The sequence below is a fragment of the Isoptericola sp. NPDC019571 genome (genome assembly GCF_044389385.1).
GTDB lineage: Bacteria > Actinomycetota > Actinomycetes > Actinomycetales > Cellulomonadaceae > Isoptericola > Isoptericola nanjingensis.
In genome coordinates this window covers 183,350-207,243 of the sequence record NZ_JBIRXZ010000009.1, presented here as the reverse complement: position 1 = coordinate 207,243, position 23,894 = coordinate 183,350, and the positions used below count along the sequence as shown (strand labels likewise).

16 protein-coding genes are annotated in these 23,894 nt (G+C 75.3%); 8 read left to right on the top strand and 8 right to left on the bottom strand.

The genetic code is table 11. The features are described 5' to 3' along the window. Position 1: 1 nt before the first annotated feature. Positions 2-1,117 carry a diacylglycerol/lipid kinase family protein gene (locus ACH443_RS16520; RefSeq protein ID WP_430590916.1) on the top strand — a complete coding sequence of 372 codons (1,116 nt, stop codon included), beginning with the start codon at positions 2-4 and terminating at the stop codon, positions 1,115-1,117. Positions 1,118-5,783: 4,666 nt separating this feature from the next. Here the strand turns inward: ACH443_RS16520 and lgt are convergent. Together lgt and ACH443_RS16510 are read right to left on the bottom strand one after the other, a co-directional pair. Then, on the bottom strand, positions 5,784-6,806 hold the full coding sequence (gene lgt, locus ACH443_RS16515; RefSeq protein WP_430557675.1) for a prolipoprotein diacylglyceryl transferase: 1,023 nt from the start codon (positions 6,804-6,806) through the stop codon (positions 5,784-5,786). Between the two features lie 47 nt (positions 6,807-6,853). Beyond that, positions 6,854-8,422, bottom strand: a complete 1,569-nt coding sequence (locus tag ACH443_RS16510; protein WP_430590915.1) for a SulP family inorganic anion transporter — start codon at positions 8,420-8,422, stop codon at positions 6,854-6,856. Between the two features lie 183 nt (positions 8,423-8,605). Here ACH443_RS16510 and ACH443_RS16505 point away from each other — a divergent pair, with 183 nt between their 5' ends. After that, the gene (locus ACH443_RS16505) at positions 8,606-8,998 is read left to right on the top strand and encodes a MerR family transcriptional regulator (protein WP_430590914.1); all 393 of its coding nucleotides are present in this window, start codon (positions 8,606-8,608) and stop codon (positions 8,996-8,998) included. 21 nt (positions 8,999-9,019) lie between these two features. On the opposite strand, the gene ACH443_RS16500 is transcribed toward ACH443_RS16505, so the two are convergent. Further along, positions 9,020-10,231, bottom strand: a complete 1,212-nt coding sequence (locus ACH443_RS16500; protein ID WP_429763190.1) for an ROK family transcriptional regulator — start codon at positions 10,229-10,231, stop codon at positions 9,020-9,022. A gap of 194 nt (positions 10,232-10,425) precedes the next feature. Here ACH443_RS16500 and ACH443_RS16495 point away from each other — a divergent pair, with 194 nt between their 5' ends. From ACH443_RS16495 to ACH443_RS16475, 5 genes are all read left to right on the top strand, one after another. Next, complete coding sequence (locus tag ACH443_RS16495; protein WP_430590913.1) at positions 10,426-11,694, top strand: ABC transporter substrate-binding protein; 1,269 nt, start codon at positions 10,426-10,428, stop codon at positions 11,692-11,694. 30 nt (positions 11,695-11,724) lie between these two features. Next, positions 11,725-12,645: a carbohydrate ABC transporter permease gene (locus ACH443_RS16490; RefSeq protein WP_430557679.1), complete on the top strand. Its 921-nt coding sequence runs from the start codon at positions 11,725-11,727 to the stop codon at positions 12,643-12,645. Beyond that, positions 12,645-13,535, top strand: coding sequence for a carbohydrate ABC transporter permease (locus ACH443_RS16485; protein WP_429763187.1), 891 nt, complete (start codon positions 12,645-12,647; stop codon positions 13,533-13,535). Before ACH443_RS16490 ends, ACH443_RS16485 begins: the two co-directional genes overlap by 1 nt. Positions 13,536-13,584: 49 nt before the next feature. After that, positions 13,585-15,261 carry an alpha-amylase family glycosyl hydrolase gene (locus tag ACH443_RS16480; protein ID WP_430590912.1) on the top strand — a complete coding sequence of 559 codons (1,677 nt, stop codon included), beginning with the start codon at positions 13,585-13,587 and terminating at the stop codon, positions 15,259-15,261. Positions 15,262-15,404: 143 nt separating this feature from the next. After that, the gene (locus tag ACH443_RS16475; RefSeq protein WP_430557681.1) at positions 15,405-16,655 is read left to right on the top strand and encodes a sugar MFS transporter; all 1,251 of its coding nucleotides are present in this window, start codon (positions 15,405-15,407) and stop codon (positions 16,653-16,655) included. Here ACH443_RS16475 and ACH443_RS16470 read toward each other — a convergent pair. The 5 genes from ACH443_RS16470 to ACH443_RS16450 form a co-directional block, all read right to left on the bottom strand. Next, positions 16,601-17,974 carry an MFS transporter gene (locus tag ACH443_RS16470; protein ID WP_430590911.1) on the bottom strand — a complete coding sequence of 458 codons (1,374 nt, stop codon included), beginning with the start codon at positions 17,972-17,974 and terminating at the stop codon, positions 16,601-16,603. The genes ACH443_RS16475 and ACH443_RS16470 overlap by 55 nt on opposite strands. After that, positions 17,971-18,945, bottom strand: a complete 975-nt coding sequence (locus ACH443_RS16465; RefSeq protein ID WP_430590910.1) for a ChbG/HpnK family deacetylase — start codon at positions 18,943-18,945, stop codon at positions 17,971-17,973. The genes ACH443_RS16470 and ACH443_RS16465 overlap by 4 nt, the downstream gene beginning before the upstream one ends. Then, positions 18,942-20,111, bottom strand: coding sequence for an ROK family protein (locus ACH443_RS16460; protein ID WP_430590909.1), 1,170 nt, complete (start codon positions 20,109-20,111; stop codon positions 18,942-18,944). The genes ACH443_RS16465 and ACH443_RS16460 overlap by 4 nt, the downstream gene beginning before the upstream one ends. Before the next feature lie 140 nt (positions 20,112-20,251). Further along, on the bottom strand, positions 20,252-21,049 hold the full coding sequence (locus tag ACH443_RS16455; protein WP_430557695.1) for a glycosyltransferase family 2 protein: 798 nt from the start codon (positions 21,047-21,049) through the stop codon (positions 20,252-20,254). A gap of 368 nt (positions 21,050-21,417) precedes the next feature. Beyond that, positions 21,418-22,251: a DUF5926 family protein gene (locus ACH443_RS16450; protein WP_430590908.1), complete on the bottom strand. Its 834-nt coding sequence runs from the start codon at positions 22,249-22,251 to the stop codon at positions 21,418-21,420. A gap of 235 nt (positions 22,252-22,486) precedes the next feature. On the opposite strand from ACH443_RS16450, the gene ACH443_RS16445 reads away from it, so the two are divergent. Continuing rightward, on the top strand, positions 22,487-23,851 hold the full coding sequence (locus tag ACH443_RS16445; RefSeq protein ID WP_430590907.1) for a CoA transferase: 1,365 nt from the start codon (positions 22,487-22,489) through the stop codon (positions 23,849-23,851). Positions 23,852-23,894 lie beyond the last annotated feature (43 nt).

The window sequence follows — 23,894 nt, the reverse complement described above, 5'->3', positions numbered from 1 at the left end:
CATGCCGGACGAGTACGCGGAGATTGTCGCGCTGGTCGTCGCGCTGGCCCTGGTGCTCAGCGCGCTCGCCGCGACGCTGGTGCTGTGGCGCCGCGCCCGGACCCGCGAGCACGTCCTCGCGGCACGGGACGCGCAGCATGCGCAGGAGGGCGAGGCCCAGGGGATGCGGCTCGCCGTCGTCATCAACCCCTCCAAGGAGGGCGCGGCAGACGTGCGCGCCGTCGTGGAGCGGGTGTGCGCCGACGCCGCGCTGCCCCACCCCCTGTTCTACGAGACCACGGTGGACGACCCCGGCACCGGCCAGGCCCGGCGGGCACTGTCCGACGGCGCGGACGTCGTCGTCGCCGCGGGCGGGGACGGCACCGTGCGCGCCGTGGCGGAGGTCCTGGCCGGGACCGGACGCCCGATGGGCCTCATCCCGGTCGGCACCGGCAACCTCCTCGCCCGCAACCTCGACCTGCCGCTCACGTCGGTGACCGACGCCGTCGCCGTCGTCCTGGGCGGCACCGACCGCGCCATCGACGTCGGCCGCGCCCGGGTCAGCGAGTTCGCCCCCGGCGCCGAGCCCCTCGTCGACGGCGACCCCCACCAGGCGCACCTCTTCCTCGTCATCGCGGGGCTGGGCTTCGACGCCGCGATGGTGGCCGACGCGGACGACCAGCTCAAGGCCAAGGTCGGCTGGGTGGCCTACTTCGTCGCCGGGGCACGGCACCTGCACGGCCGGCGCATGCGCGCGACCATCCGCCTCGACGACGGCGAGCCGGTCGAGGCGCGGCTGCGCAGCATCATGGTCGGCAACTGCGGCCGGCTGCCCGGCGGCATCACGCTGCTGCCCGACGCCGTCATCGACGACGGCGAGCTCGACGTCGCGGCCATCGACACCCGCGGCGGCCTGGCCGGGTGGGCGCAGCTGTTCGGCGAGGTCGTGGCGCAGGGCCTCGGCGTGCGCAACGACCTGCCCGGCAAGATCGGCCGGATCGACCACACCCGCGCCCGCCGCGCGGTGATCCGGGTGGACGACGGCGAGCAGGCGCAGGTGGACGGCGACCCGCTGGGGAACGCGGTCGAGCTGGAGACCTGGGTGGAGCCCGGCGCGCTCGTGGTCCGGACGGGATGATCGCGTGAACGTCCGGCGTCCCGCGGCGGCCTCGCGGACCCCGCGACCGGGCGGTGCATAGGCTGGCCCGCGTGATCCGCCCCGCCCGCGCGCTCGTCGCGTCGACGTTCGCCCTGCTCGCCGCCCTCCTCCTCGGAGCGCCGGCGGCGTCCGCGGCCCCGGCGCCGGCGGACGCCGAGCCGCCCGAGACCCCGCTGGTGCTCGCGGGGGTGTCGGGCCTGCAGTGGTCCGACGTCGACGCGGTGCGCACCCCGCACCTCTGGCGGCTCATCGGGGGCGGGTCGGTCGCCTCGATCGCCGTGCGCACCCTCACCCCCACCTGCCCGGTCGAGGGGTGGCTCACCCTGTCCGCGGGCAGCAGGGCCGTCGCGCAGCCCACCCTCCTCGAGGATGCGGACGAGGGCGACGAGGAGGAGGGGCAGACCCCCGACGACGGCGCGCCCGCGCTCGGCTGCACCTCCGTGCCCGTGCCCCGCACGACGGCGGGCGGCACGGAGACGGGCGCGGATGCCGGCACGGAGCGCACGCACGTGCCCGGGTGGACGGATCTCGCCGCGAGCGACCCCCTGACGCCGAACGCCGCCGAGCCCGGCGCGCTGGGCGAGGTCGCCGACGTCGCGCGGGCCTGCACGACCGCCGTCGGGCCGGGCGCCGCCGTCGCGCTCGCCGACGCCGACGGCGACGTGGCGCGCTACCTCCCCGACGTGGGGCGTCTCACGGCCGCGCACGTGGCGGAGTGCCCGGCCACCGTCGTCGACCTGGGCGTGCTGCCCGACGCCGCGAGCGAGCGCACGGCCGCGGTCGAGGAGCTCGACGCGCAGGTCGGCCGCCTCGCCGACCTGCTCCCCGCCGGCGGGCGGCTCGTGGTGGCCGGGATCTCCGACACGCCGCTCGGCCCCGCGGACCTCCAGGTGGTCGTGGACTGGACGTCACCCGGCGGCAGCGCGACGTGGCTCACCTCGACGTCGTCCCGCTGGGCCGGCGTGGTGGTGCTGGCCGACCTGTCCGCGACCCTCGCCGACACCGTCACCGGAGGCGCCCTGTCCGGGACCTCGGCCGACGACGACGCGACCGACGACGAGCCGGCGGCCGACGGGGCAGACGAGGCCGACGAGGCCGACGAGGCCGACGAGGCGCTCACCACCGCCCTCGCGCCGTTCAGCGGCTCCCCTCTGGAGCGGGGCGACGACCGCCGCATCTCCGTGTCCCGCACGGTGGAGAACCGGCAGTACCTCAGCGTGCTCACGGACACCGTGCCGCGCCTGTCCCCGCTGGTGCTCGGGCTCGTCGGCCTGGCCGACGTCGTCGTGGTGGGCGCCCTGCTGCTGGCCCGCCGCCGGGGCGCCCGCCTCGACGCTCCCGACGCGGGCCCCCCGGCCGGGCCGCGGTACGGCCGCCGCGTCGGGCTCGCCGTCCTCGTGGTCGCGTCGAGCCTGCCGGTCGCGGCGTCGCTGGCGACCCTGTCGCGCTGGTGGGCGGCGCCGTCCCCGGTGACGACGCTGGTCCTGGCGCTCACCGTCGCGGCCCTGGCCGCCGCGTTGGTCGCCTGGTTCGCGCGCCACCTGCTGCCGCGGTCGCCGTGGCGCCTGGCCACCAGCCTCGCGGGCGTGACGTGGCTGGTCGCCACGGTGGACGGGCTCACCGGCACGACGCTGCAGCAGGGCTCGCTGCTGGGCCCGGCGCCCTCCCTGGGCGCGCGGTTCTACGGCTTCTCCAACACCGTCTTCGCGGTCTACGCGGTGGTCGGCCTGGTCCTCGCCGCGGGGCTCGCGGCGGCCGTGCGCGCCCGGGGCGGCAGCCCGGCCCGGGCCGGGTGGACGGTGGCCGCGGTGGGCCTGGTGACCGTGCTGGTCGACGGCCTGCCGCCGTTCGGCGCGGACTTCGGCGGCATCCTGGCCCTCGTCCCGGGCTTCGCCGTGCTGGCGCTCGGCGTGGCGGGCGTGCGGATCACCTGGCGCCGCGTGCTGCTCGTGGCCGCCGGGACCGTGCTCCTGGTCGCGGTGGTGTCCGTCGTGGACTGGCTCCTGCCCGGCCCGGGCAGCCACCTCGGCGGCTTCGTCGAGTCGGTCGTCGAGGGCAAGGCCCTCGGCGTCGTGGCCGGGAAGGCCGCCGGCGCGTGGGCGACCGTCGCCAACCCCGCCGGCGCGGCCGCGCTCCTCGTGTGCGTCGCCGCCGCGTGGGCCGTGCTCTCCCCGGAGCGCGCGCGGCTCGACGACCTCGCCCGCGCCTACCGGCAGGACCCGGTGCTGTGGCGGCTCGTCGTCGCGCTGGTCGTGACGGCCGCCGTCGGCACCCTGCTCAACGACTCCGGCGTCGCGGTCGCCGCGATCGTGCTCGCCCTCGCGCTGCCCGTGCTGCTCGCGGGGCGGCTCGCCCACGCCGACGACGCGGGCGCGGCCGGCGCCGGACCCCGGGGCGACGCCGCGCGCGCCGCGGCGCCCGTGCTCTCCCGCGTGCCCGCCGTGCTCGTCGGGGCGTCGGCGGGGCTGCTCGTCGCGCTGCTCGTCGGCACCACGGCGCTGCCCGGCTCGGCGTCCGCGCGGGCCGGCGACGTCTCGACCTCGGGCACCCCCGTGGTCGACGACGCGCACCCCGTCGTCATCGTGGGGACCCAGGGGGTGCGCTGGGAGGACGTCAGCCCGTCCGCCACGCCGACGCTGTGGGACGTGCTGCGCGACGGCGCCAGCGGCGCGGGCGTGACGCCCGCCGTCGGCGGCGCCTCGGCGACGTGCCCGGCCGCCGGGTGGCTCGGCCTGTCGTCCGGGCGCAGCCCCGTGACCGGCGAGACCACCGACGGCGCGTGGTCGTGCGCCCCGTGGGAGGTCGCGCCCGGCGGCACGGGCGACGACGGCGCCGCGACCGTCGACGGGTGGGACGGGCTCGCCGCGCTGCAGTCGTCGTCCGAGTTCCGCCCGACGCTCGGCGTGCTCGGCGACGCCCTCGCCGACGGCGGCGTCTGCACCACCGCCGTCGCACCCGGTGCGGCGCTCGCCCTGGCCGGCCGCGACGGGACGGTGGCGCGCTACCGCGACCTGGACGCGGCGCTCGCCGACCCGGCCGACACCTTCTCGTGCCCCGTCACCCTGGTCGACGCCGGCAGCGCGCCGTACCACCCGGACCCCGAGACCTCCACGGGGCTCGTGCCGCTGACCGACGACGCGACGTCCGACGGCCCCGCCCGCGACGCCGCGCTGCGCGCCGTCGACGCGACCGTCGGCCGCGTGCTGGCGGCGGTGCCCACCGACGCGACCGTGCTGGTGATGGACGTCGGCAACCCGGCCCCCGGACGCCCGTCCCTCGGCGTCGGCGTGGCCGACGCGGACGCGGACGACGCGCCCGCCTACCTCACGTCCGGCGCCACGCACTGGCTCGGCGTCGTGCGGCTGCTCGACGTGCCGACCACCCTCGTCACGGCGTTCGGCCTGCCCGTGCCCGCCGACCTCAGCGGCTCGCCCCTCGAGCTCGCCGCCGAGCGCCCGGGCGGGACCGGGGCCACCGTGCGCGAGCTCGCCGGGCTCACCGAGCGCGACCACATGCTGCGGGTCACGACCGGCACGGTCACCACCGCCCCCGCGTACGTGGGGCTCGTGGCGTTCGCCCTGGTCGTCCTGCTGCTCCCGGCCCTGCGCCGCAGGTCGCCGCGGGCCGCGGGCCTGTGGGCCCGCGTGCTCGACGTCGTCCTGCTCGCGTGCGCCGCGGTGCCCGCCGCCGCGTTCCTCATGACCGCGTGGGGCTGGTGGCGCCTCGCCGAGCCCGCGACGTCCCTGTGGGTGACTCTCGGCCTGAGCACCGTCGTCGTCGCGCTCGTCGGAGCCCTGGCCCCCCGCCGGCCCGCGTGGGCGGGCGCGACGGTGATCGCGACGCTCACCTTCCTCGTCCTCACGATCGACGCGATGCTCGGCACGCCCCTGCACCGCGGCAGCCCGCTGGGCTCCGCCCCGACCCTGGGCGGTCGCTACTACGGCTTCGGCAACCCCACGTACTCGGTCTACGCGACGGCCGCCGTGATCGCCGCCGCGGGGCTCGCCACGGCCGTGCGGCGGCGCTGGGGCCGGATCCCCGCCGGGGTGGTCGCCTCGGCGGTCGGCGCCGTGACCCTGGTCGTGAGCGTCTGGCCCACCCTCGGCGCCGACGTCGGCGGCGGGCTGGTGCTGGTGCCCGTCTTCGTCGTCCTCGTGCTCGGCGTCGTCGAGGCTCGCGTCACGTGGAAGCGGCTGATCCTCGCCGGGCTCGCGGGCGTGGCGCTCGTCGCCGCGATCGGCGTCGTCGACTGGCTGCGGCCCCCGGCCCAGCGCACCCACCTCGGGGCGTTCGTGCAGTCCGTGGTCGACGGCACCGCCCTCGAGACCATCGCCCGCAAGGCCGGCTACGCCCTGCGCTCCCTGAGCGGCGGCGTGCCCGCGTGGCTCGCGCTCGCCGTCCTCGTCGGCCTCGTCGCCGTGCTGTGGGGCGGGCCGCGCCTGCGGGCACGGTGGCTGCAGCGCACCGAGGGCCGCTGGCCGCTGCTGCGGCCCGTGCTGATCAGCCTGATCATCGCCGGCGTCGGCGGCGCCGTCGTCAACGACTACGGCATCCGCATGGTGTCGATCATGCTCATGGCCGCCGTGCCGCTCGTCGGGTCGATCGTGCTGCGGTCGTGGATGACCGGCGAGCCCGACGGGTCGGCTCAGCCGGCGTCGCCCGAGCGGGTGCCGGCCTCGTCCGAGGAACCCGAGGCGTCCGCGGGACCCGCGTCGTCCGGGGAGTCCGCGGTGTTCGCCGCCTCCGACGGGGCGGAGCGACCCGGCAGGTAGACGGACGTCTCGGGCTCCGGGTGCTGGCGGCCCCGGACGACGAACAGCGCGACGCCCAGCGCGACGGCGACGAACGACGTCCAGATGTTCGCCGGGATGTCGAGCCACGCGTTGCTCGTGGGGTCGATGCGGAGCGCCTCGAGCCAGCTGCGCCCGAGCCCGTACCAGACCAGGTACAGGGCGAACAGCCGGCCCCAGCGCAGCCCGTAGCCGGGCTCGCCGACGGCGTCGGCGCGGACCTCGGCCCGCTGCCGGACCGCCCGCTCGACGAGGAGCAGGACGGCGACGCCCAGCAGGTTCCAGAGCATCTCGTACAGGAACAGCGGGTGGAACAGGGTGTCGTCCGGGAAGCCCGCCACCGGGTGGTCGATCTCCAGGCCCCAGGGCAGCGTGGTCGGCGCCCCGAACAGCTCCTGGTTCATGTAGTTGCCGAGCCGGCCCACCGCCTGGGCCGCGAGCATGCCGGGCGCGAGCGCGTCCGCGAACGACCAGAACCGCAGGCCCGCACGACGGCACCCGATCCACACGCCGAGCGCCCCGCCGATCAGCGCACCGTAGATGGCGATGCCGCCGTCCCAGATGCGCACCCACTCCCAGTAGCCCCACGTCCCGGTGCCGTCCGAGTAGTCGCCCAGGTGGGTGAGCACGTGGTAGATCCGCGCGACGACGATGCCCAGCGGCACGGCCCACATCACGATGTCGAGCGTCACCTCGGGGCCCGCGCCGCGCGCGACGAGGCGCCGGTGCGTGATCCACGTGGCCAGCACGATCCCGGCGAGCAGGCACAGCGCGTACACGTGGACCGAGAACGGGCCGAGCTCGAGCACCGCCCACGCGGGGTCGGGGCTGGGGATCGAGGTGGCGAGTCCTCCGACAGCGGGCATGGCAGCGGGCATGGCCCGAACCTACCGCGCGCCCGGCCGCCTCCGGGCCTGCACCGAGGTCAGTGGCCGGCGCCCAGCCGGCCCGCGAGCCGGTCGAGACGCGCCGCGCTGTCAGGGTCGAGGCCGCGGAACTCCACGGTCTTCCCGTGCTGGGCGAACTTGTGCTGCACGGCGTCGAGGGCGGCGACCGTGGAGGCGTCCCACACGTGCGCCCTCGACATGTCGACGACGACCCGGTGCGGGTCGCCCGCGTAGTCGAACTGGTCGACGAGGTCGTTCGACGACGCGAAGAACAGCTCGCCGTCGACGGCGTACACCCGCTCGTCGTCCGCGTCCGACGCGTCCAGGCGGGTCACCGTGGTCAGGTGGGCGACGCGCTGGAGGAACAGGACCGCGGCGACGACCACGCCCACGCCCACGCCGTAGGCGAGGTTGTGGGTGGCCACGGTGACGGCGACGGTCGCCAGCATGACCGCCGTCTCCGACCTCGGCATCCGCCGGAGCGTCGACGGGCGGGCCGAGTGCCAGTCGAACGTGCCCACCGACACCATGATCATCACGGCGACGAGCGCGGCCATCGGGATGGTCGCGACGACGTCGCCGAGCCCGACGACGAGCGCCAGCAGGAAGGCCCCGGCGAGGAACGTCGACAGGCGGGTGCGGGCGCCCGACGCCTTCACGTTGATCATCGTCTGGCCGATCATGGCGCAGCCGCCCATGCCGCCGAAGAAGCCGGTGACGATGTTCGCGACGCCCTGTCCCCAGGACTCGCGGGTCTTGTTCGAGTGGGTGTCGGTGATGTCGTCGACCAGCTTGGCCGTCATGAGCGACTCGAGGATGCCGACCAGCGCCATCGCGAGGGCGGACGGGGCGATGATGCGCAGGGTCTCGAGGTTCAGCGGCACGTCGGGGAAGACCAGGGTCGGCAGGGACTGCGGCAGCTCGCCCTCGTCGCCGACGGTCGGGACGTCGAGCCCGCCGAGCAGCGCGGCGGCGGTGATCAGCACGATCGCGACCAGCGGCGCGGGCACGACCCTGGTCCAGCGCGGCAGCAGCACGATGATCGCGAGGCCCACGACCACCAGCGCGTAGATCCACCACCGGTTGTCGGCCGTGACCTTGTCGCCGAACAGGTGCGGCAGCTGGGACGTGAAGATGAGGATCGCGAGCGCGTTGACGAAGCCCGTCATCACCGAGCGCGGGACGAACCGCATCAGCCTGGCGACACCCAGCACGCCGAGCACGACCTGGACGATGCCGCCGAGGATCACGGTCGCGACGAGGTAGTCGAGGCCGTGGTCGCGCATGACGGGCGCGACGACCAGCGCGACCGCGCCGGTGGCCGCGGAGATCATCGCCGGCCGGCCGCCGACGAACGAGATCGTCACCGCCATCGTGAACGCCGCGAACAGGCCGATGCGCGGGTCCACGCCCGCGATGATCGAGAACGCGATCGCCTCGGGGACGAGCGCGAAGGCCACGACGAGGCCCGCGAGGACCTCGGTGCGCAGGGCCCTCCCCGAGCTGAACGCGGCCCGGAACGAGCCCGACGAGGTCGCCTCGGGGGGCGTCACCGGGAGGGGGCGGGGGGCCGGGTCGGGCAGAGAGGCGCGCAGGTCGTCCGACACGCGGAGGACTCCGTTCGTTCCGGGGGCGGCCGACGGCACGCCCTGGCGGGGCGGGAGCGTGCGTCGCGGGGAGAGGTCCAGAGGGCCGCGGTCGGACTGGGCACGGGCGTCCGCGGCGGCGCCGACTCTACCCTCACGTGAGGGTAGGGTTCCACCCCGTCCGGATCCGTCAGACTGGTCCCCATGACCGACCCCTCCCCCGCCGCCACGCTGCACATCGGGGCCGTCGCGAGCCGCACCGAGCTGTCGCTGCGCACGCTGCGCCACTACGACGAGGTGGGGCTGGTGCGGCCGTCGGCCCGCAGCGAGGGCGGGTTCCGCCTGTACACCGAGGACGACGTCGAGCGCCTGCTGCTCGTGCGCCGCATGAAGCCCCTGGGCTTCACGCTCGAGGAGATGGCGGAGCTGCTGGAGATCACCGACGCGCTCGAGGCGGGGACGCTCGACGACGCGGGGGCCGGCGACGCCCGCGCCCGCCTGGACGGCTACCGCACCGCGGCCGAGGAGCGCCGGGCAGGGCTGGCCCGCAAGCTCGCCATGGCGGACGAGTTCATCGCCCTGCTGCGCTCGCGCTGACCGGACGCCCCGGGACCCGGGTCAGGCGCCCGCGGGCAGGTCGCGGTCGAGGGCGTGGGACCGGACGCGCTCGACCGCGAGGCGCACGGCCCCCGTCCGCACGACGTCCGGACCGAGGTCGGACAGCACCACCTCGACCGCCGGGTCGTGCAGGTGGTCGGGGAGCAGCGCGCGGGCGCGCTCCACGACCGGCCCCAGCGCGGGCGCCATCGCCCCCGTGACGATCACGCGGTCGAGGTCGAGGAGACCGGAGAGGACGGCGCACACCCGGGCCAGCCGGTCGGCGAGCCCGTCGGCCACCTCCCGCGCCACGGCGTCACCGGCGTCCGCCGCCGCCAGGACGTGCTCGGCGTCCAGGCGCTGGCGCGGGACGTCCGCGAGCACGCTCCCGGCCCGTCCGGCGTCGAGCAGCCGGCCCGCCTCGTCCCGCGCCAGCGCGCCCAGGCCGTCGCTGGAGCCCACCCCCACGACCAGGTCGAGGATCCGCATCTCCCCGATCGCCCCGCGCGGCCCCCGCCGCAGGGCGCCGTCCAGCACGATCCCGGCCCCGATCCGCTCCCCCACGAGGAGCGCGGCGTAGGCCGCGGCGCCGTCGCCGTGCTCGGTCTCCGCGACCGCCGCGAGGTTCGCGTCGTTCTCGACGACGACGTCCCAGCCGCGGGCCGCGAACAGGTCGCCCAGACCGGGGTTCATCAGGGCCCAGAACGGGTTCCGCGCGCCGGCCGGCACGTCGCCCGTCCCCACGGGCGCGGGCACCCCCAGCACCGCGGCGACGACGGCCCGGCCGTCGCGGCCGGATCTCGCCACCGCGGCGTCCACGGCGTCGCGGACCGTCGCCCGGCGCGCGTCCGCGTCGCTCGCCGGGTCCACCCGCACGGCCTCTTCGGCGAGCACCCGACCGTGCAGGTCCGCGACCGCCGCGGAGACACGGTGCTGCCCGGCGTCCACGCCGACGACGAGCGCGGCGTCGGGCCGGAAGGCGTAGCGCAGCGCGGGGCGGCCCTTGGTGTACGCACCGGCGGCGCGGGCGTCGTCGAGGGCGACGAGCCAGCCCCGGTCCATGAGCTCCCGGCACAGCGCCAGGACGGTGGAGCGCGCCAGGCCGGTGGCGGCCATGAGGTCGCTGGCCGTCACGGGCTCCCCGTCCCAGACCTCCTGGAGCACGCGCTCGGCGTTGAGCCGGCGCACCAGGTGGGTCGAGGGAGTCGTGGCCCCCTCCGGGCCGTTCGTCATCGTTCCGCCTCGCGTCGTGGTCCCCTCCCGGCGGCGAGCCGGCGGGCGGGTTGATTCTAGGCCGCGATTTTCTCGGCCGGAGGGGTTGACCCTGGGCGCAGGCGGGTGAGATGGTGCTTCGACCGAGTTAATTTCGGCACAACATTTAGTGCGGAAATCTACCCGGTTCGAGCTCTCTCGACGAAAGGACGACGGTGTCTGAGGAACCGAGACGTGCGCTGCGCGGGATCTCCGGGGCGCTGGGGCTGGCGCTCGTCAGCAGCCTCCTCGCGGGGTGCGGCAGCGGCGACGGCGCCGAGCCCGTCCGCTTCACCTTCAGCAAGCGCGAGGCGATCCCGTACATGACCCAGGTCGTGGCCGACTACAACGCGTCGCAGGACGACGTCCGCGTGGAGCTCGACACCTCGGGGGTCGACGTCGTGTCCGCGAGCTTCGTGCGGGGCAACCCGCCCGACCTCATGCTCGCGAACTACAACATGGAGGTCGCGCGGTTCGTGGACCGCTGCACGCTGAGCGACCTGGGCGACACCGCGGCCGCGGCCCGGATCCGGCCGGACCTGCAGCCCCTCATGGACCAGTACGGCACCTGCGACGGCCGCACGAGCGCGCTGCCGTACTCGGTGATGGCCGCCTCGGTGATCTACGACAAGGCGGTCTTCGCGGAGCACGACCTCGAGGTGCCGCACACCTGGAGCGAGCTGCTCGGGGTGGCGGACACGCTCGAGGCCGCGGGGGTGACGCCGTTCTACGGCACGTTCAAGGACGACTGGACCGTGGCGCAGGGGTGGTTCGACTACGCCGTGGGCGGCCAGGTCGACACCCTCGACTTCTTCCACCGGCTCGACGCCGAGGGCGCGGACGTCGGCCCACGCTCGGACGTCTCGTTCGAGAAGGACTTCAGCCGGCCCCTCGAGCAGATGACCCAGCTCGCGCAGTACACGAACGACGACGCCGCGAGCCGCGGGTACGGGGACGGCAACCTCGCCTTCGCCCAGGGCCAGGCCGCGATGTACCTCCAGGGCCCGTGGGCCTTCAGCGAGATCGCCAAGACCGCTCCCGACCTCGACCTCGGCACGTTCCCCCTGCCCATGACCGAGGACCCGGCCGACCTCAAGGTGCGCGTCAACGTCGACCTCGCGGCGATCGTCCCCGAGGGATCGCGCCACCAGGAGGCCGCGCGCGACTTCCTCGAGTACCTGTACCGGCCCGAGATCATCGAGGCCTACAACGAGTCGCAGCTCGGCTACACCCCGACGACGGACGCGCCACCGCCCTCCGACCCGCGGCTCGCGGGCATGACGGAGTACTACGACGAGGGGCGGGTCTACCAGGGCGCCTCGGTGCTCGTGCCCAAGACGATCCCGGTCATGGCCTACACCCAGGGGATCGCGTTCGGCGCCGACGTCGACGCCACGATGCGCACCCTCGACACGGACTGGGCCCGCCTGGCCCGGCGCCGGTAGAGCCCGAGCGGAACGAAGGAGTCCTTGCTCATGTCCCTCCTCACCACGACGGCCGTGCCCGCTCCGGCCGCCGCGCGGCCTGCTCCGCGCGGCACCAGGCGGACCGAGCCGATCTACTACCTCTTCCTCCTGCCGAGCCTCGTGCTGTTCACCCTGGCGATCCCGGTCCCCGCGATCGTCGGCATCTTCTTCAGCTTCACGAACTCGGTCGGCATCGGGGACTGGGACTTCGTCGGCCTCACGAACTACGCCGTCGCGTTCACCGACCCCGCCATCCTGCGCAGCTACCTGTTCACCTTCGGCTTCTCGCTCGTGACCGTGGTGCTGGTGAACGTCGTGGCGTTCCTCCTGGCGGTCGGGCTGACCTCCCGCATCCGGCTGAAGGTGGGCCTGCGCGCGGTCTTCGTCATCCCGATGGTCGTCTCCGGCATCATCATCGCGTACGTCTTCAACTTCCTGTTCTCGAACTCCCTGCCCGCCGCCGGACAGGCCGTCGGGATCCCCTTCCTGGAGACGAGCCTGCTCGCCAACCCGGACCTGGCCTGGCTCGCGATCGTCGTCGTCACGGCCTGGCAGGCCGTCCCCGGCACCCTGCTCATCTACATCGCCGGCCTGCTCGCCATCCCCGGCGACGTGTACGAGGCCGCCGAGATCGACGGCGCGACCCGGTCGCAGCGGCTCGCGCGAATCACCCTGCCGCTCATGGCCGGGTACGTCGTCATCAACGTCATCCTCGGCTTCAAGAACTTCCTCAACGCCTACGACATCATCGTCGGCCTCACGAACGGCGGCCCCGGCACGGCCACCCGGAGCATCGCCATGACCATCATCACCGGCTTCAACGGCGGCGACTACGCCTACCAGATGGCGAACGCGACGATCTTCTTCGTCGTCACGGTGCTGATCGCCTTCCTCCAGCTCTCGGTCACCCGCGGAAGGAACTCCCTCTGATGGCCACGCTCACCGCACCGACCGCGCGCAGGCCGCGCACCGCCGCCGCGCGCCCGCTGCGGCCGTCCCGGGAACGGTGGAGCAGGTCCGGCACCCTGCTCCTCCTGCTGTGCTCGGTGACCGTGCTGCTGCCCCTCTACGTCACCGTCTCGATGGCGTTCAAGACCACGGGCCAGGCGGTGGACGGCAACGCGTTCTCGCTGCCGGCCCCGTTCGACGTGCAGGGCTTCGTCCAGGCCTGGCAGCTCACCGAGTTCCCCGTCGGCCTGGCGGTGTCGGTCCTCGTGACGGCGGGCACGGTCGCGGCGACGATCCTGCTGGCCGCGGTCGCGTCGTTCGCCATCATGCGCAACTGGGAGCGTCGCCTGTTCCGCTGGTCGTTCTTCTACCTGCTCGGCGCGATGTTCATCCCGTTCCCGGTCGTCGCCCTGCCGCAGATCCAGCTCACCGGACGCCTCGGCCTCGACAACCCGGTCGGCGTGATCGTGCTCGCCACGATGTTCCAGCTGAGCTTCAGCGTGCTGCTGTTCACGGCGTTCCTCCGCTCGATCCCGCTGGAGCTCGAGGAGAGCGCCCGGATCGACGGCGCGACCACGTGGCAGACCTTCTGGCGGCTGATCTTCCCCCTCCTGGCCCCCATGAGCGCCACGGTCGGCATCTTCGCGTTCCTCTACGCCTGGAACGACTTCATGATGCCGTCGCTGATCATCTCCGACCCCGACCTCCAGACGCTGCCGGTGCGCCAGCAGCTGTTCCAGACCCAGTTCAGCAACAACTACAACGTCTCGTTCGCCTCCTACCTCATGGCGATGGCTCCGGCGATCGTCGCGTACCTGTTCACGCAGCGCTGGGTGATGGAAGGCGTCACCCAGGGGGCTGTGAAGGGCTGACCGCCCGACCCCCCGCCAGACCGCACCACCGAAGAAGGGCATGCACCCCATGAGCGACCTGCTCGACGTCCCCGCCCCCACCACCGAGGGCTCCGACGCCACCTGGTGGCGCCAGGCCGCCGTCTACCAGATCTACCCCCGCAGCTTCGCGGACTCCGACGGCGACGGCATCGGCAACCTCCGCGGCGTCACCTCCCGCGTGGACTACCTGGCCGCCCTCGGGATCGACGCCGTGTGGCTCAGCCCGTTCTACCCCTCCGCGCTGGCCGACGGCGGCTACGACGTCGCCGACTACCGCGACGTCGACCCGAAGATCGGCACGCTCGCCGACTTCGACGAGATGGTCGCCGCGCTGCACGGCGCGGGGATCCGCGTCGTCGTCGACATCGTCCCCAACCACACCTCGAACCTGCACGAGTGGTTCGCCGAGGCCCTCGCCGCGCCGAAGGGGTCGCCCGCCCGCGACCGCTACATCTTCCGTAACGGCCTCGGCGAGCACGGCGAGCTGCCGCCCGCGGACTGGACCTCCACCTTCGGCGGCCCCGCCTGGGAGCCGGTGGGCGACGGGCAGTGGTACTTCCACCACTTCGCCGTCGAGCAGCCGGACCTCAACTGGGACAACCCGGAGGTGCGCGAGGACTTCCTGCGCACGCTGCGCTTCTGGTCCGACCGCGGCGTCGACGGGTTCCGCATCGACGTGGCGCACATGCTCACCAAGGACCTGCCCGCCGACGGCGAGCCGCTCCCGTCCCAGGACGAGCTCGAGGCGCTGCCGCGCGACGGCCAGCACCCCCTGTTCGACCGCGACGACGTGCACGACGTGTACGCCGCGTGGCGCGAGGTCTTCGACTCCTACGACCCGCCCCGGACCGCCGTCGCGGAGGCGTGGGTGGGCTCCGCCGAGCGCCGCGCGCGGTACGCCAGCAGGGACGGTCTGGGGCAGGCGTTCAACTTCGACCTGCTCGAGGCCGACTTCGACGCCGCGCAGTTCCGCCGCATCATCACGGCCAACCTGGAGCTGGCAGCGGCGTCGGGCTCGTCGACCACCTGGGTCTTCTCCAACCACGACGTGGTGCGGCACGCCACCCGCTACGGCCTCGCCCCCCGCGGCGACGACCGGCGCAAGGGCGGCACGGACTGGCTGCTCGCCGGCGGCCCGGAGGACCAGCTCGACCGCGCGGCCGGGCTGGCCAGGGCGCGCGCCGCCACGCTGCTCGAGCTCGCGCTGCCCGGCTCGTCGTACCTCTACCAGGGCGAGGAGCTCGGCCTGCACGAGGTCGCGGACATCCCCGACGGCGAGCGCCAGGACCCGACGTTCTTCCGCCACCGGGGGGTCGAGGTCGGCCGCGACGGCTGCCGCGTGCCGCTGCCCTGGACCGCCGACGGGCCGTCGCTCGGCTTCGGCGACGGGCCCGCGCACCTGCCGCAGCCGGCATGGTTCGCCGAGCACGCCGCCGACGCCCAGGACGGCGTCGAGGGCTCGACGCTGGAGCTCTACCGCGACGCGCTGCGTCTCCGGCGACAGCTGCAGACCGCCGAGGAGCTCGAGTGGCTCGAGACGGGCTCGCCGGACGTCCTCGCGTTCCGCCGCCCCAACGGGTGGACCAGCGTCACCAACTTCGGCGCGGCCGCCGTGCCGCTGCCCGAGGGCGAGGTGCTGCTGGGCAGCGCGCCCCTCGCCGGCGGCGCGCTGCCCGGCGGCACGACCGCCTGGCTCCGGTCCTGACGCCTGTCCGACCCGTCCTTCAGGTCGAGCCTGCCGTCACCCGCCGGGGTGGGGCAGGCTCGACCCGGACGCGGGCGACGACTGCGAGGATGGACCTCGCCGTGTCTCCCGCCAGCCACCCGTGAAAGGCGACCCGCCCCACCGTGTACTCGCTCCTCCTCGCCCTCATCTACGTCGCCTTCGTCAGCCTCGGGCTCCCGGACTCCCTCGTCGGTGCGGGCTGGCCCGTGATGCACCAGGACCTCGGCGTCCCCGTCGCCTTCGCCGGGATCATCACCATGATCATCGCGGGCGGCACGATCCTCTCCAGCCTCGCGTCCGAGCGGGTGACCCGGAGGTTCGGCGCCGGCGCCGTCACCGCCGTGAGCGTCGGGCTGACCGCCGCCGCGCTCGTGGGCTTCTCCGTCTCGGGCTCGTTCTGGCTGCTCTGCCTCTGGGCCGTCCCCTACGGTCTGGGGGCGGGCGCGGTCGACGCGGCGCTCAACAACTTCGTCGCCCTGCACTTCGCGGCGCGGCACATGAACTGGCTGCACAGCTTCTGGGGCCTGGGCGCCTCGATCAGCCCGTTCATCATGAGCTACGCGATCACCTCGGGCCTGGGCTGGTCCAGCGCCTACCGCATCGTCGGCGTCACGCAGGCGGTGCTCACGGCCGTGCTGATCCTCAGCATCCCGCTCTGGAGAAAGGTCGGGCCGGCCCCCGGCGCCGAGCACGCCGGCGACGGCGAGCCGGCGACCGGCGGCTCGCACGTCCCGCTCGCACAGGCACTGCGGATCCCCGGCGTCCTGCTGGTCCTGGCCGCGTTCTTCGCCTACTGCGCGCTCGAGAGCACCGCGATCCTGTGGGCGTCGACGTACCTGGTCACCGACCGCGGGGTCGACGACGCCACCGCGGCCGCGTTCGCCTCCCTCTTCCTCCTCGGCATCACCGCCGGGCGGTTCCTCGCCGGATTCTTCGCCGACAGGGTCGGCGACAAGCTGCTGATCCGCGGCGGCTTCGCGGTGGTCGGCCTCGGTGTCCTGCTGGTCGCCCTGCCCGTCGGCACGCCCGTGCCCGCCCTGGCGGGCCTCGTGGTCGCGGGACTGGGGTGCGCGCCGATCTACCCCGCGATCATCCACTCCACGCCGGTCAACTTCGGCGCGCGCAGCTCGCAGGCGATCATCGGGATCCAGATGGCCGCGGCGTACACCGGCTCGACCCTCGCGCCGCCCGCCTTCGGCGTGCTCTCGACGTGGGCCGGGGCCTGGGTGTTCCCCCTGTTCCTCGCGGTGCTCGTGGCGCTGGGCCTGGTCATGTCCGAGCGCCTGAACAGGCTCGTCGCACGGCGCGGCGGCCCGGCTCAGGGCGTGGCGGCGGGGGCGGGCGCGGCCGGCGCCGCGGAGCGCAGGGGATAGAGCCAGAAGCAGACGAAGGCCAGGGCGGCGAGCGCCACCGGCACCCCGCCGACGAGCAGACGGATGCCGGCGGCCACCTGCGGCACCTGCGTCGCCGCACCCTCGACGTACCCGCTCGCGGCCAGCACGCCGGCCACGACCACCGCCTGCACCACGACGGACCCGCGCACCACGAAGCCGTTCGCGCCGAAGTACATGCCCTCGCGGCGCAGGCCGGTGCGGCGCTCGTCGTCGTCGATCACCTGGCCGAGGGCCACCTCCAGCACCTGCATGAGTCCGGCGACGCCGAGGCCGACGGCGAGCCCGGCCACCGCGGCGCCGAGCACGGTCGTCGGCAGCAGGTAGAGGCACGTCGCCAGGCCGTACACGGCGACGACGGCGAGCATCGTGGTGCGCGGCCCGAGCCGGCGCACCACCCACGACCAGCCCCAGATCGCGGGGATGGCGGCCACGAAGATCGGCGCCAGCAGCAGCGTCGCGTCCGCCTCCGTGCCGCCCACGGTGTACTTCACGTAGAACGGGATCCCGGCCAGCAGCACCGCCGTGGTGCTCTGCAGCAGCAGCGACCCGAGCACGTACGTGACGAACGCGCGGTTGGCGAACGTGTACCGCAGCTGGTCGCGCAGCCCGACGGCGGACTCGCGGGCCCGCACGGCGTCGTCGGCGTCGCGCTCCACCATCCCCAGCAGCGACCAGGCGAAGAAGGCGGCGCACACGACGGCGAGCGCGACACCCATCCCGGCCCAGCCGATCGCGTCGTACAGCAGCGGCGCCCCCGCCGTGCCGAGGATCATCCCGACCAGGGCGAAGAGCTGCCGGGGCGCGTTGCCGCGCGCCCGTTCCGCCGTCGTCCGGAAGATCTCCGGGAACAGCGCGGACACGTTGAGCACGACCGCCACGTAGGCGACGTCGAACACCGCGACGACGAGCAGGAACCACACCACCAGCCCCGCCGCGGGCAGGGACGGCGGCGCCCACACGAGCGCGAACGACACGACGAGCGGCACGATCCCCAGCACGATCCACGGGACGCGGCGGCCCCAGCGCGTGCGGCGCCGGTCGGACGCCGCCCCGACCACCGGGTTGAGGACGGCGTTGAGGACGCCGTGCGCCACCATCGCGCCCGCGACCCAGCCGGCGGGCACGCCCAGGTGGTCCACGTAGAAGAAGACGACGAACGCGGAGAACGTCTGCAGCATGAGGTTCGCCGGGAACGCGGACGCGCCGTAGGCGACGGCCTGCGCCCGGGTCGGGTCCCCCTCGAGACGCCGGTCGCGCAGCCGGGCGAGGACGCCCGCGCGGGTCCCGGTGTCGCTCACCGCTCGGCCCGCTGCACCGTCTCGCCCCGCTGCACCTCGCGCAGGTCGCGCCAGCCGACGCGGACCAGGCCCTCGTCCTCGATCACGGCGGCCACGTCCGGGTCGCGGAGCAGCCGCTCCTCGTAGCCGCGCTTGGGCGCTGCGTAGTCGACGGCGTCGCGCAGCTCGTCGTCGTGCAGCATCGGGTGCAGGAAGATCTCCGTGACCCCCGGCTGCACGCCGCGCAGCAGGTCGAGGAAGCCGGCCTTCACCGCCTCGTACCCCTCCGCGTCGGGGGTGCCCTCGCCCGCCAGCTCGAACGGGTGCGTCCACAGCCGGTCGAGGATGACGACGCCGGCCGCGTCGGCGGCGGCGGTCGCGGCGTCGAGGATCGCCTGCGACCCCGGCGCGTCGGGGTCGGCGCCCATCGCCGCGAGCCCGTCCAGCGAGCGCGGCAGCCGGAACGGCAGGCCGCGCGTCGCCGCGAGCTCCAGCACCTGCGACAGGAACGTGCGGCCGGTGGCGAGCCCGTAGACCGAGCCCATGTGGTTGTCCAGGTGGCTGACGTCGACGCCCGCGGCGAGCGCGGCGTCGAGCTGGGCCGCGAGCTCGGCGGCGACGTCCTCGTCCCGCGCGTGACGCTCGACGACGTCCACCGCGGTGGGGAAGTACCCGGCGTCGTCCACCAGCGACGTGCCCACGCCGGTGAGCGGCCGCCACCGGTAGCGGGTCCACTCGCTCGTCAGGACCAGGTGCACGCCCACGTCCAGCCCTGGGTCCGCGGCCGCCGCCGCGAGGGCGTCCGGCGCCCACGGGCACGGCACCATCACCGTCGAGGAGTCCAGGAGCCCCTCGCCGAGCAGCGGCAGGATCGCGCGGTTGGCGGCCCGGCACATGCCCAGGTCGTCCGCGTTGAGGATGATCGCACGGCCGTCGGGGGCGAGCCCGAGGCGGGCGGTCAGGTCGGACGGCGGCGCGCCGGCCGCGCTCACCGGGTGGCCCCGTCGACGACCGCCGCCGCGTCGTCGGCCACGTCGTCGGCGATCCGCGCGCGCAGCGCCTCGCCGGCGGCCCACGCGGCGCCCAGCACGGCGCCGTCCGCGCCGAGCGGCGACGCGTCGATGTGGACGGGCAGGACGCCGATGCGGTCGCGGAGGTAGCTGGCGACCCGGTCGTGGATCGCGGGCCGCGCCGCCTCGTCGGCCAGGACGAAGGCCTCCGGGTCGAGCACGAGCGCCAGCGACGCGACGATGACGGCGACCCGGCGCGCCAGCTCCGCGACGACCTCGTCCGCGACCCCGTCGCCCTGCTCCGCGCGGTCGAGGAGCTCACGGACGGTGACGTCCTCCGGCAGGTCGTGGTCCTTCGCCAGCGCCGCGATCGCGGCGTCGCCCAGCACCTGCTCCCCCAGGGCGTGCCCTGGCTGCGGCAGGAACGCCACCTCGCCCGCGATGCCTGCGGCACCCCGGTGCACCCGGCCGTCGAGCACGATGCCGGCCCCGAACCCCGCGCCGAACGAGACCGTCACGAAGGACGTGCGTCCGCGCCCGGCTCCCCGGTGCTGCTCCGCCACCGCGGCCAGGTTCACGTCGTTGTCCAGCGTCACGGGGCAGGCCAGGGCGTCCACCAGGGCGTCGTGCAGGGCCGTCCCGCCCTTCTCGTACCCGGGCACGTGCAGCACCGTGGTCCGGTCGGCCCCGACGACGGCGGGGAACGCCACGACCGCGCGGCTCACCTCGACCCGGCGGCCCGGCGAGAGCCGCGCCTCGACGTCCTCCCGGCAGGAGTTCGCCAGCACCGCCGCGGCCCGCGCCCGCGCCACGGGGGTGCGCTGCACGTCCCGCCGCTCCGCACGCGCCCGGACGGCGCCGGTCGAGTCCACCAGGGCGACCCGCACCCGGTCCCGGGCGACGTCCACGCCGAGCCCGAACGCGGTGTCCGGGTCCACCCGGAACGCGCCCGCGGCGCCGTCGTCCGCGGCCGCGCCGCTCGCCCGGAGCGCCGCGAGAGCGTCCGCGGCGGTCGCGCGGGGCAGGCCGGTCGCCTCGGCGACCGAGGCGTCGTCGGCCGGACCGGCGGCCACCAGCGCGTCGAGCACCTCCAGGACGTCGGACCCGCGCAGCGGGCCGGGAGCTCCGGTGTCAGTGGTGGTGGGCATCAGGCCTCCGTCGGGGCGGGACGGGACGCGTTCGTCCCGGCGCTGCGAGCCTAGCCACGCCCCGGCGAGGTTGTCGACGCGAGGTGTCGGCGCTGATCAGGGGCCAGATCGGCCCCGGCGGCCCGGTCAGGTCGCCCGGGTCAGGACTGCGCGCTCTCGTGCGAACGCCCGATGCCGCGCACCGCGTCCACCGCCCCGCGCACGCGGCGCGCGTTGACCGCGAGCACGACGTCCCGGTACTGCCCGGCCCGGTGCAGCTGGCCCTTGAGGTCGTTCGACGACGCGCGGTGCCTGAGGTCGCACGGCACCTCGACGGCGACGTAGCCCTGGCGGAGCAGGTCGATCGTCATGCCCGTCTCCACGCCCCAGCCGTGCGCCAGCGGCGTCGCCGCCTCGAACGCCTCGCGGGTGAGGCAGCGCATCCCGGACAGCGGCTGGCTCGGGCTCCACCCGGTGAGGTGCTGGATGGCGCGGCGCGCCGTGCCGACGACGATGCCGCGACCGCCGGCCCCGGTCTGCTTCGGCAGCAGCGCGATGGCGAGGTCGGCCACGCCCTCGCGCACCGGGGCGACGAGGGGCGCCGTGTTGACGGCGGTGTCGCCGAGGTCCCCGTCGACGAACAGCAGGAGCCGCGGGGCCCGGCCGTCGGCGTCGCGCATCGCGACGACCGCCGCGCCGGTCTCCATCGCGGAGGCCTTGCCGCGGTTGTGCGAGTGGCGCACGACGACGGCGCCCGCGTCGCGCGCGACGTGCTGCGTGTCGTCGGTCGAGCCGTCGTCGACCACCAGCACGAGGTCGACGTGCGGGATCGCGCGGGCCGAGCGCACGGTCGCCGCGATGCGCGCCGCCTCGTCCTTCGCGGGGATGATCACCGCGACGCGCTGCGGGTTGCGCCTCCCCTGCGCGACCGGTGGCCGCGGGGTCTTGGCGACCGGCAGCGCGCCCACGCGGGTCGTCACGACGCTGCCGTCGCCGCCGGCGACGGAGTTCCGCTCGCCGGCCTCGTCCTGGCTGGTGGACACCTCAGCGCCCGTGCGGGTCGCTCCGTGGTCCGTGTTCACGACTCCCTGCCTGTTGGGTTCTCTCGCCCGTGTCGGCCGGCGCTCCGCCGGCGTGCTGTGCGGTGTCCCCTTGGGGGAATCACCGGGAATCAGAAGAGCAAACTTTTCCTGAGAAACTGTACTCCCCCGGAACGCCCGATCTCTGGTCAAGAAACGGTGTTGAGCGGGACGGTCCGTGAAGATCGTGCGGAGCCCGCGACGTCGCGGGGTACCGCCGGCGGCCGAGGCCACCGGGCGGCGCCGCGTCAGCGCAGCGTCACCTGTCGGGAGACGATACCGGCCCGGGCGCGTCGCTCGTTCGCGTCCAGCGGCTCGGTCACCGCGAGCGCCTCGTCGAGCCGGGCCGCGAGCTCCGCCACCGGCTCCTCCAGCTCCGCCGCCTCGGTGCCGCGCGGCAGCTCCCAGACCGGCACGACGAGCCCGCAGGCGCGGAACATCCCGAGGAACTTGCCGCCCGCGAGGCCGGACTCGCGGCGCGCGTGCAGCCGCGCGATCGCGTCGACCACGGCGTCCTCGTCCTCCGTGCGCGCCCAGCGCAGGAACTCGCGCGACATCCGGCACCAGTACGCCGCGGGGACCGACGCCAGCTTCACGGTGGGGATGGACGACTCCGCGGCCTCGTCGAGGGACTCGCGGATCTCGTCCGTCATCTGCGTGCCGGCGTCGATCCAGTAGTCGTAGCCGTCGTGCACGGTCACCTCGAACGGGACGTCGAGGTCGAGCACGTCCTGCAGGCGCGGGTTGTCGTCCGCCGGGGCCGGCAGCTCCTCGGGCAGGATGCCCGAGCCGGGCTCCGCCGCGAGCGCCGCGAGGAGCGCGGCGGCCAGGTCGCGGCTGAGGTCGTCGGAGGCGCCCAGGCCCTGCAGCGCGAGCAGGACCGTGCCGTCCTCACGGTGCAGCGCGCACCAGCCGCCGGGCAGGACGGTCGTGACGGTGACGTCGCGCCCGCCGTGGTCGGCCGTCGTGCGCGCCGTCGCCGTGGCGGACGGCACCACCTCGCGCAGCGCGACCCAGTCCGCCTCCCCGGGAAGACCCTCGAACGGACGCAGGACAGGGGCGGTCGCAGAGCTCTTGGCCATGCCCGCGATCCTATCGGCCCGGCACACCCCCCTCCCGCCCAGGTCGTACCGGTCCCGCCGAGGTAGTACGGGGCTCGCCGAGGTAGTACGGAGGTTGCCGAGGTAGTACCTCGTGGCGCGCCGCACCACCTCGCGGGGCCCGCCACCACCTCGCGCGATCTCGTACTACCTCGGCGGGTCCGGTACTACCTCGCCAGGTCGGGTCGTCCCCGGAGGGCGTGGGTACGGTGACGGGATGGAGCCGTGGCGCCGCCTCGTGGCGGACTACCGGTCCGGGCTCGACGACGGTGCCCGGACCGACGACGACGTCCCGCCGCTCGACGGCGCGCGGGACCACTGGCTCGCCGGCACGCTGCCGGCGCTGGACCTGGCGGCAGGGTCGGTCGCGGCCTTCGCCTCGGCCGCCCGCCGCGCGGGCGCGACCGGCCCCCTGGTGGAGCGCGGGCCGTCGCCGGCGCGGCTCGCGGCGTCGTTCGGCTCCGACCGGCTGCTGCGGCTCGACGGGCGGCCGGTCCCGGGGTTCGCGCCGCTGTCCGGCTTCTTCCGCACCCGCGACGGCTGGGTGCGCACGCACGCCAACTACCCGCACCACCGGGTCCGGCTGCTGCGCCTGCTCGGCCTTCGCGACGGCGCCGACCGGGACGACCTCGCCGCCCGGCTCGCGGACACCTCGGCCGGCGCCGTGGAGGACGACGCCGCCGCCGCGGGCGCGATCGCCGTCCGCGTGCGCCCCGAGGCGGGGTGGCGCGCGTCCGCGCCCGGCCGGGCCGCCTCGCGGGGGGCGCTGGTGCGGGCCGGGGTGCGCGACGACGTCGTCGCCCGGCCGGCCGTCCTGGCGGGCGGGGCCGCACCCCTCGCGGGGGTGCGCGTGCTCGACCTCACCCGCGTCATCGCCGGCCCCGTCGCCACCCGGGCGCTGGCCGCCCTCGGCGCCGACGTGCTGCGCGTCGACCCGCCCTTGCCCGCCGAGATCCGGCACCAGCACCTCGACGTCGGGCAGGGCAAGCGCACGACCCTGCTCGACCTGCGCGACGACGGCGACCGCGAGCGCGCGCAGGCCCTGCTCGACGACGCCGACGTGCTGGTCACCGGCTACCGTCCCGGGGCCCTGGCACGGTTCGGGCTGCGTCCGCCGCCGGGCGCCGTCGTCGCGCACGTGTCCGCGTGGGGCGACGCCGGGCCGTGGGCGCACCGTCGCGGCTTCGACTCGATCGTGCAGGCCGCGTCGGGCGTCGCGCTGCTCGAGTCGCCGGACGGCGAGACCCCCGGCGCGCTGCCCGCGCAGGCGCTCGACCACGCGACGGGCTACCTGCTCGCCGCCGGCGTCGTGGACACGCTCGCCGCCCGCCGCGACGACGGCCGCGGGCGCGACGTCGCGGCGTCGCTCGCGCGCACCGCCGCCTGGCTGCTCGACGCCGGTGGCCGCGACCCCGCGCACCCGCCGGCCGCGGCGCCCGGACCGGAAGTGGTCGTGAGCCACGGCCGTCGCCCGCGCGTCACGACCGCCCGCCCCGCGCTGCCCGGCCACGACGACCACCCGACGCCCGCCCACCCCTGGGGCACGGACCACGCCGCCTGGTCGACGCCGCTGCCGGGGTGATCCTCGGCCCGGGACGTGCGAAGGGGCCGGGCCTCTGGTGTCA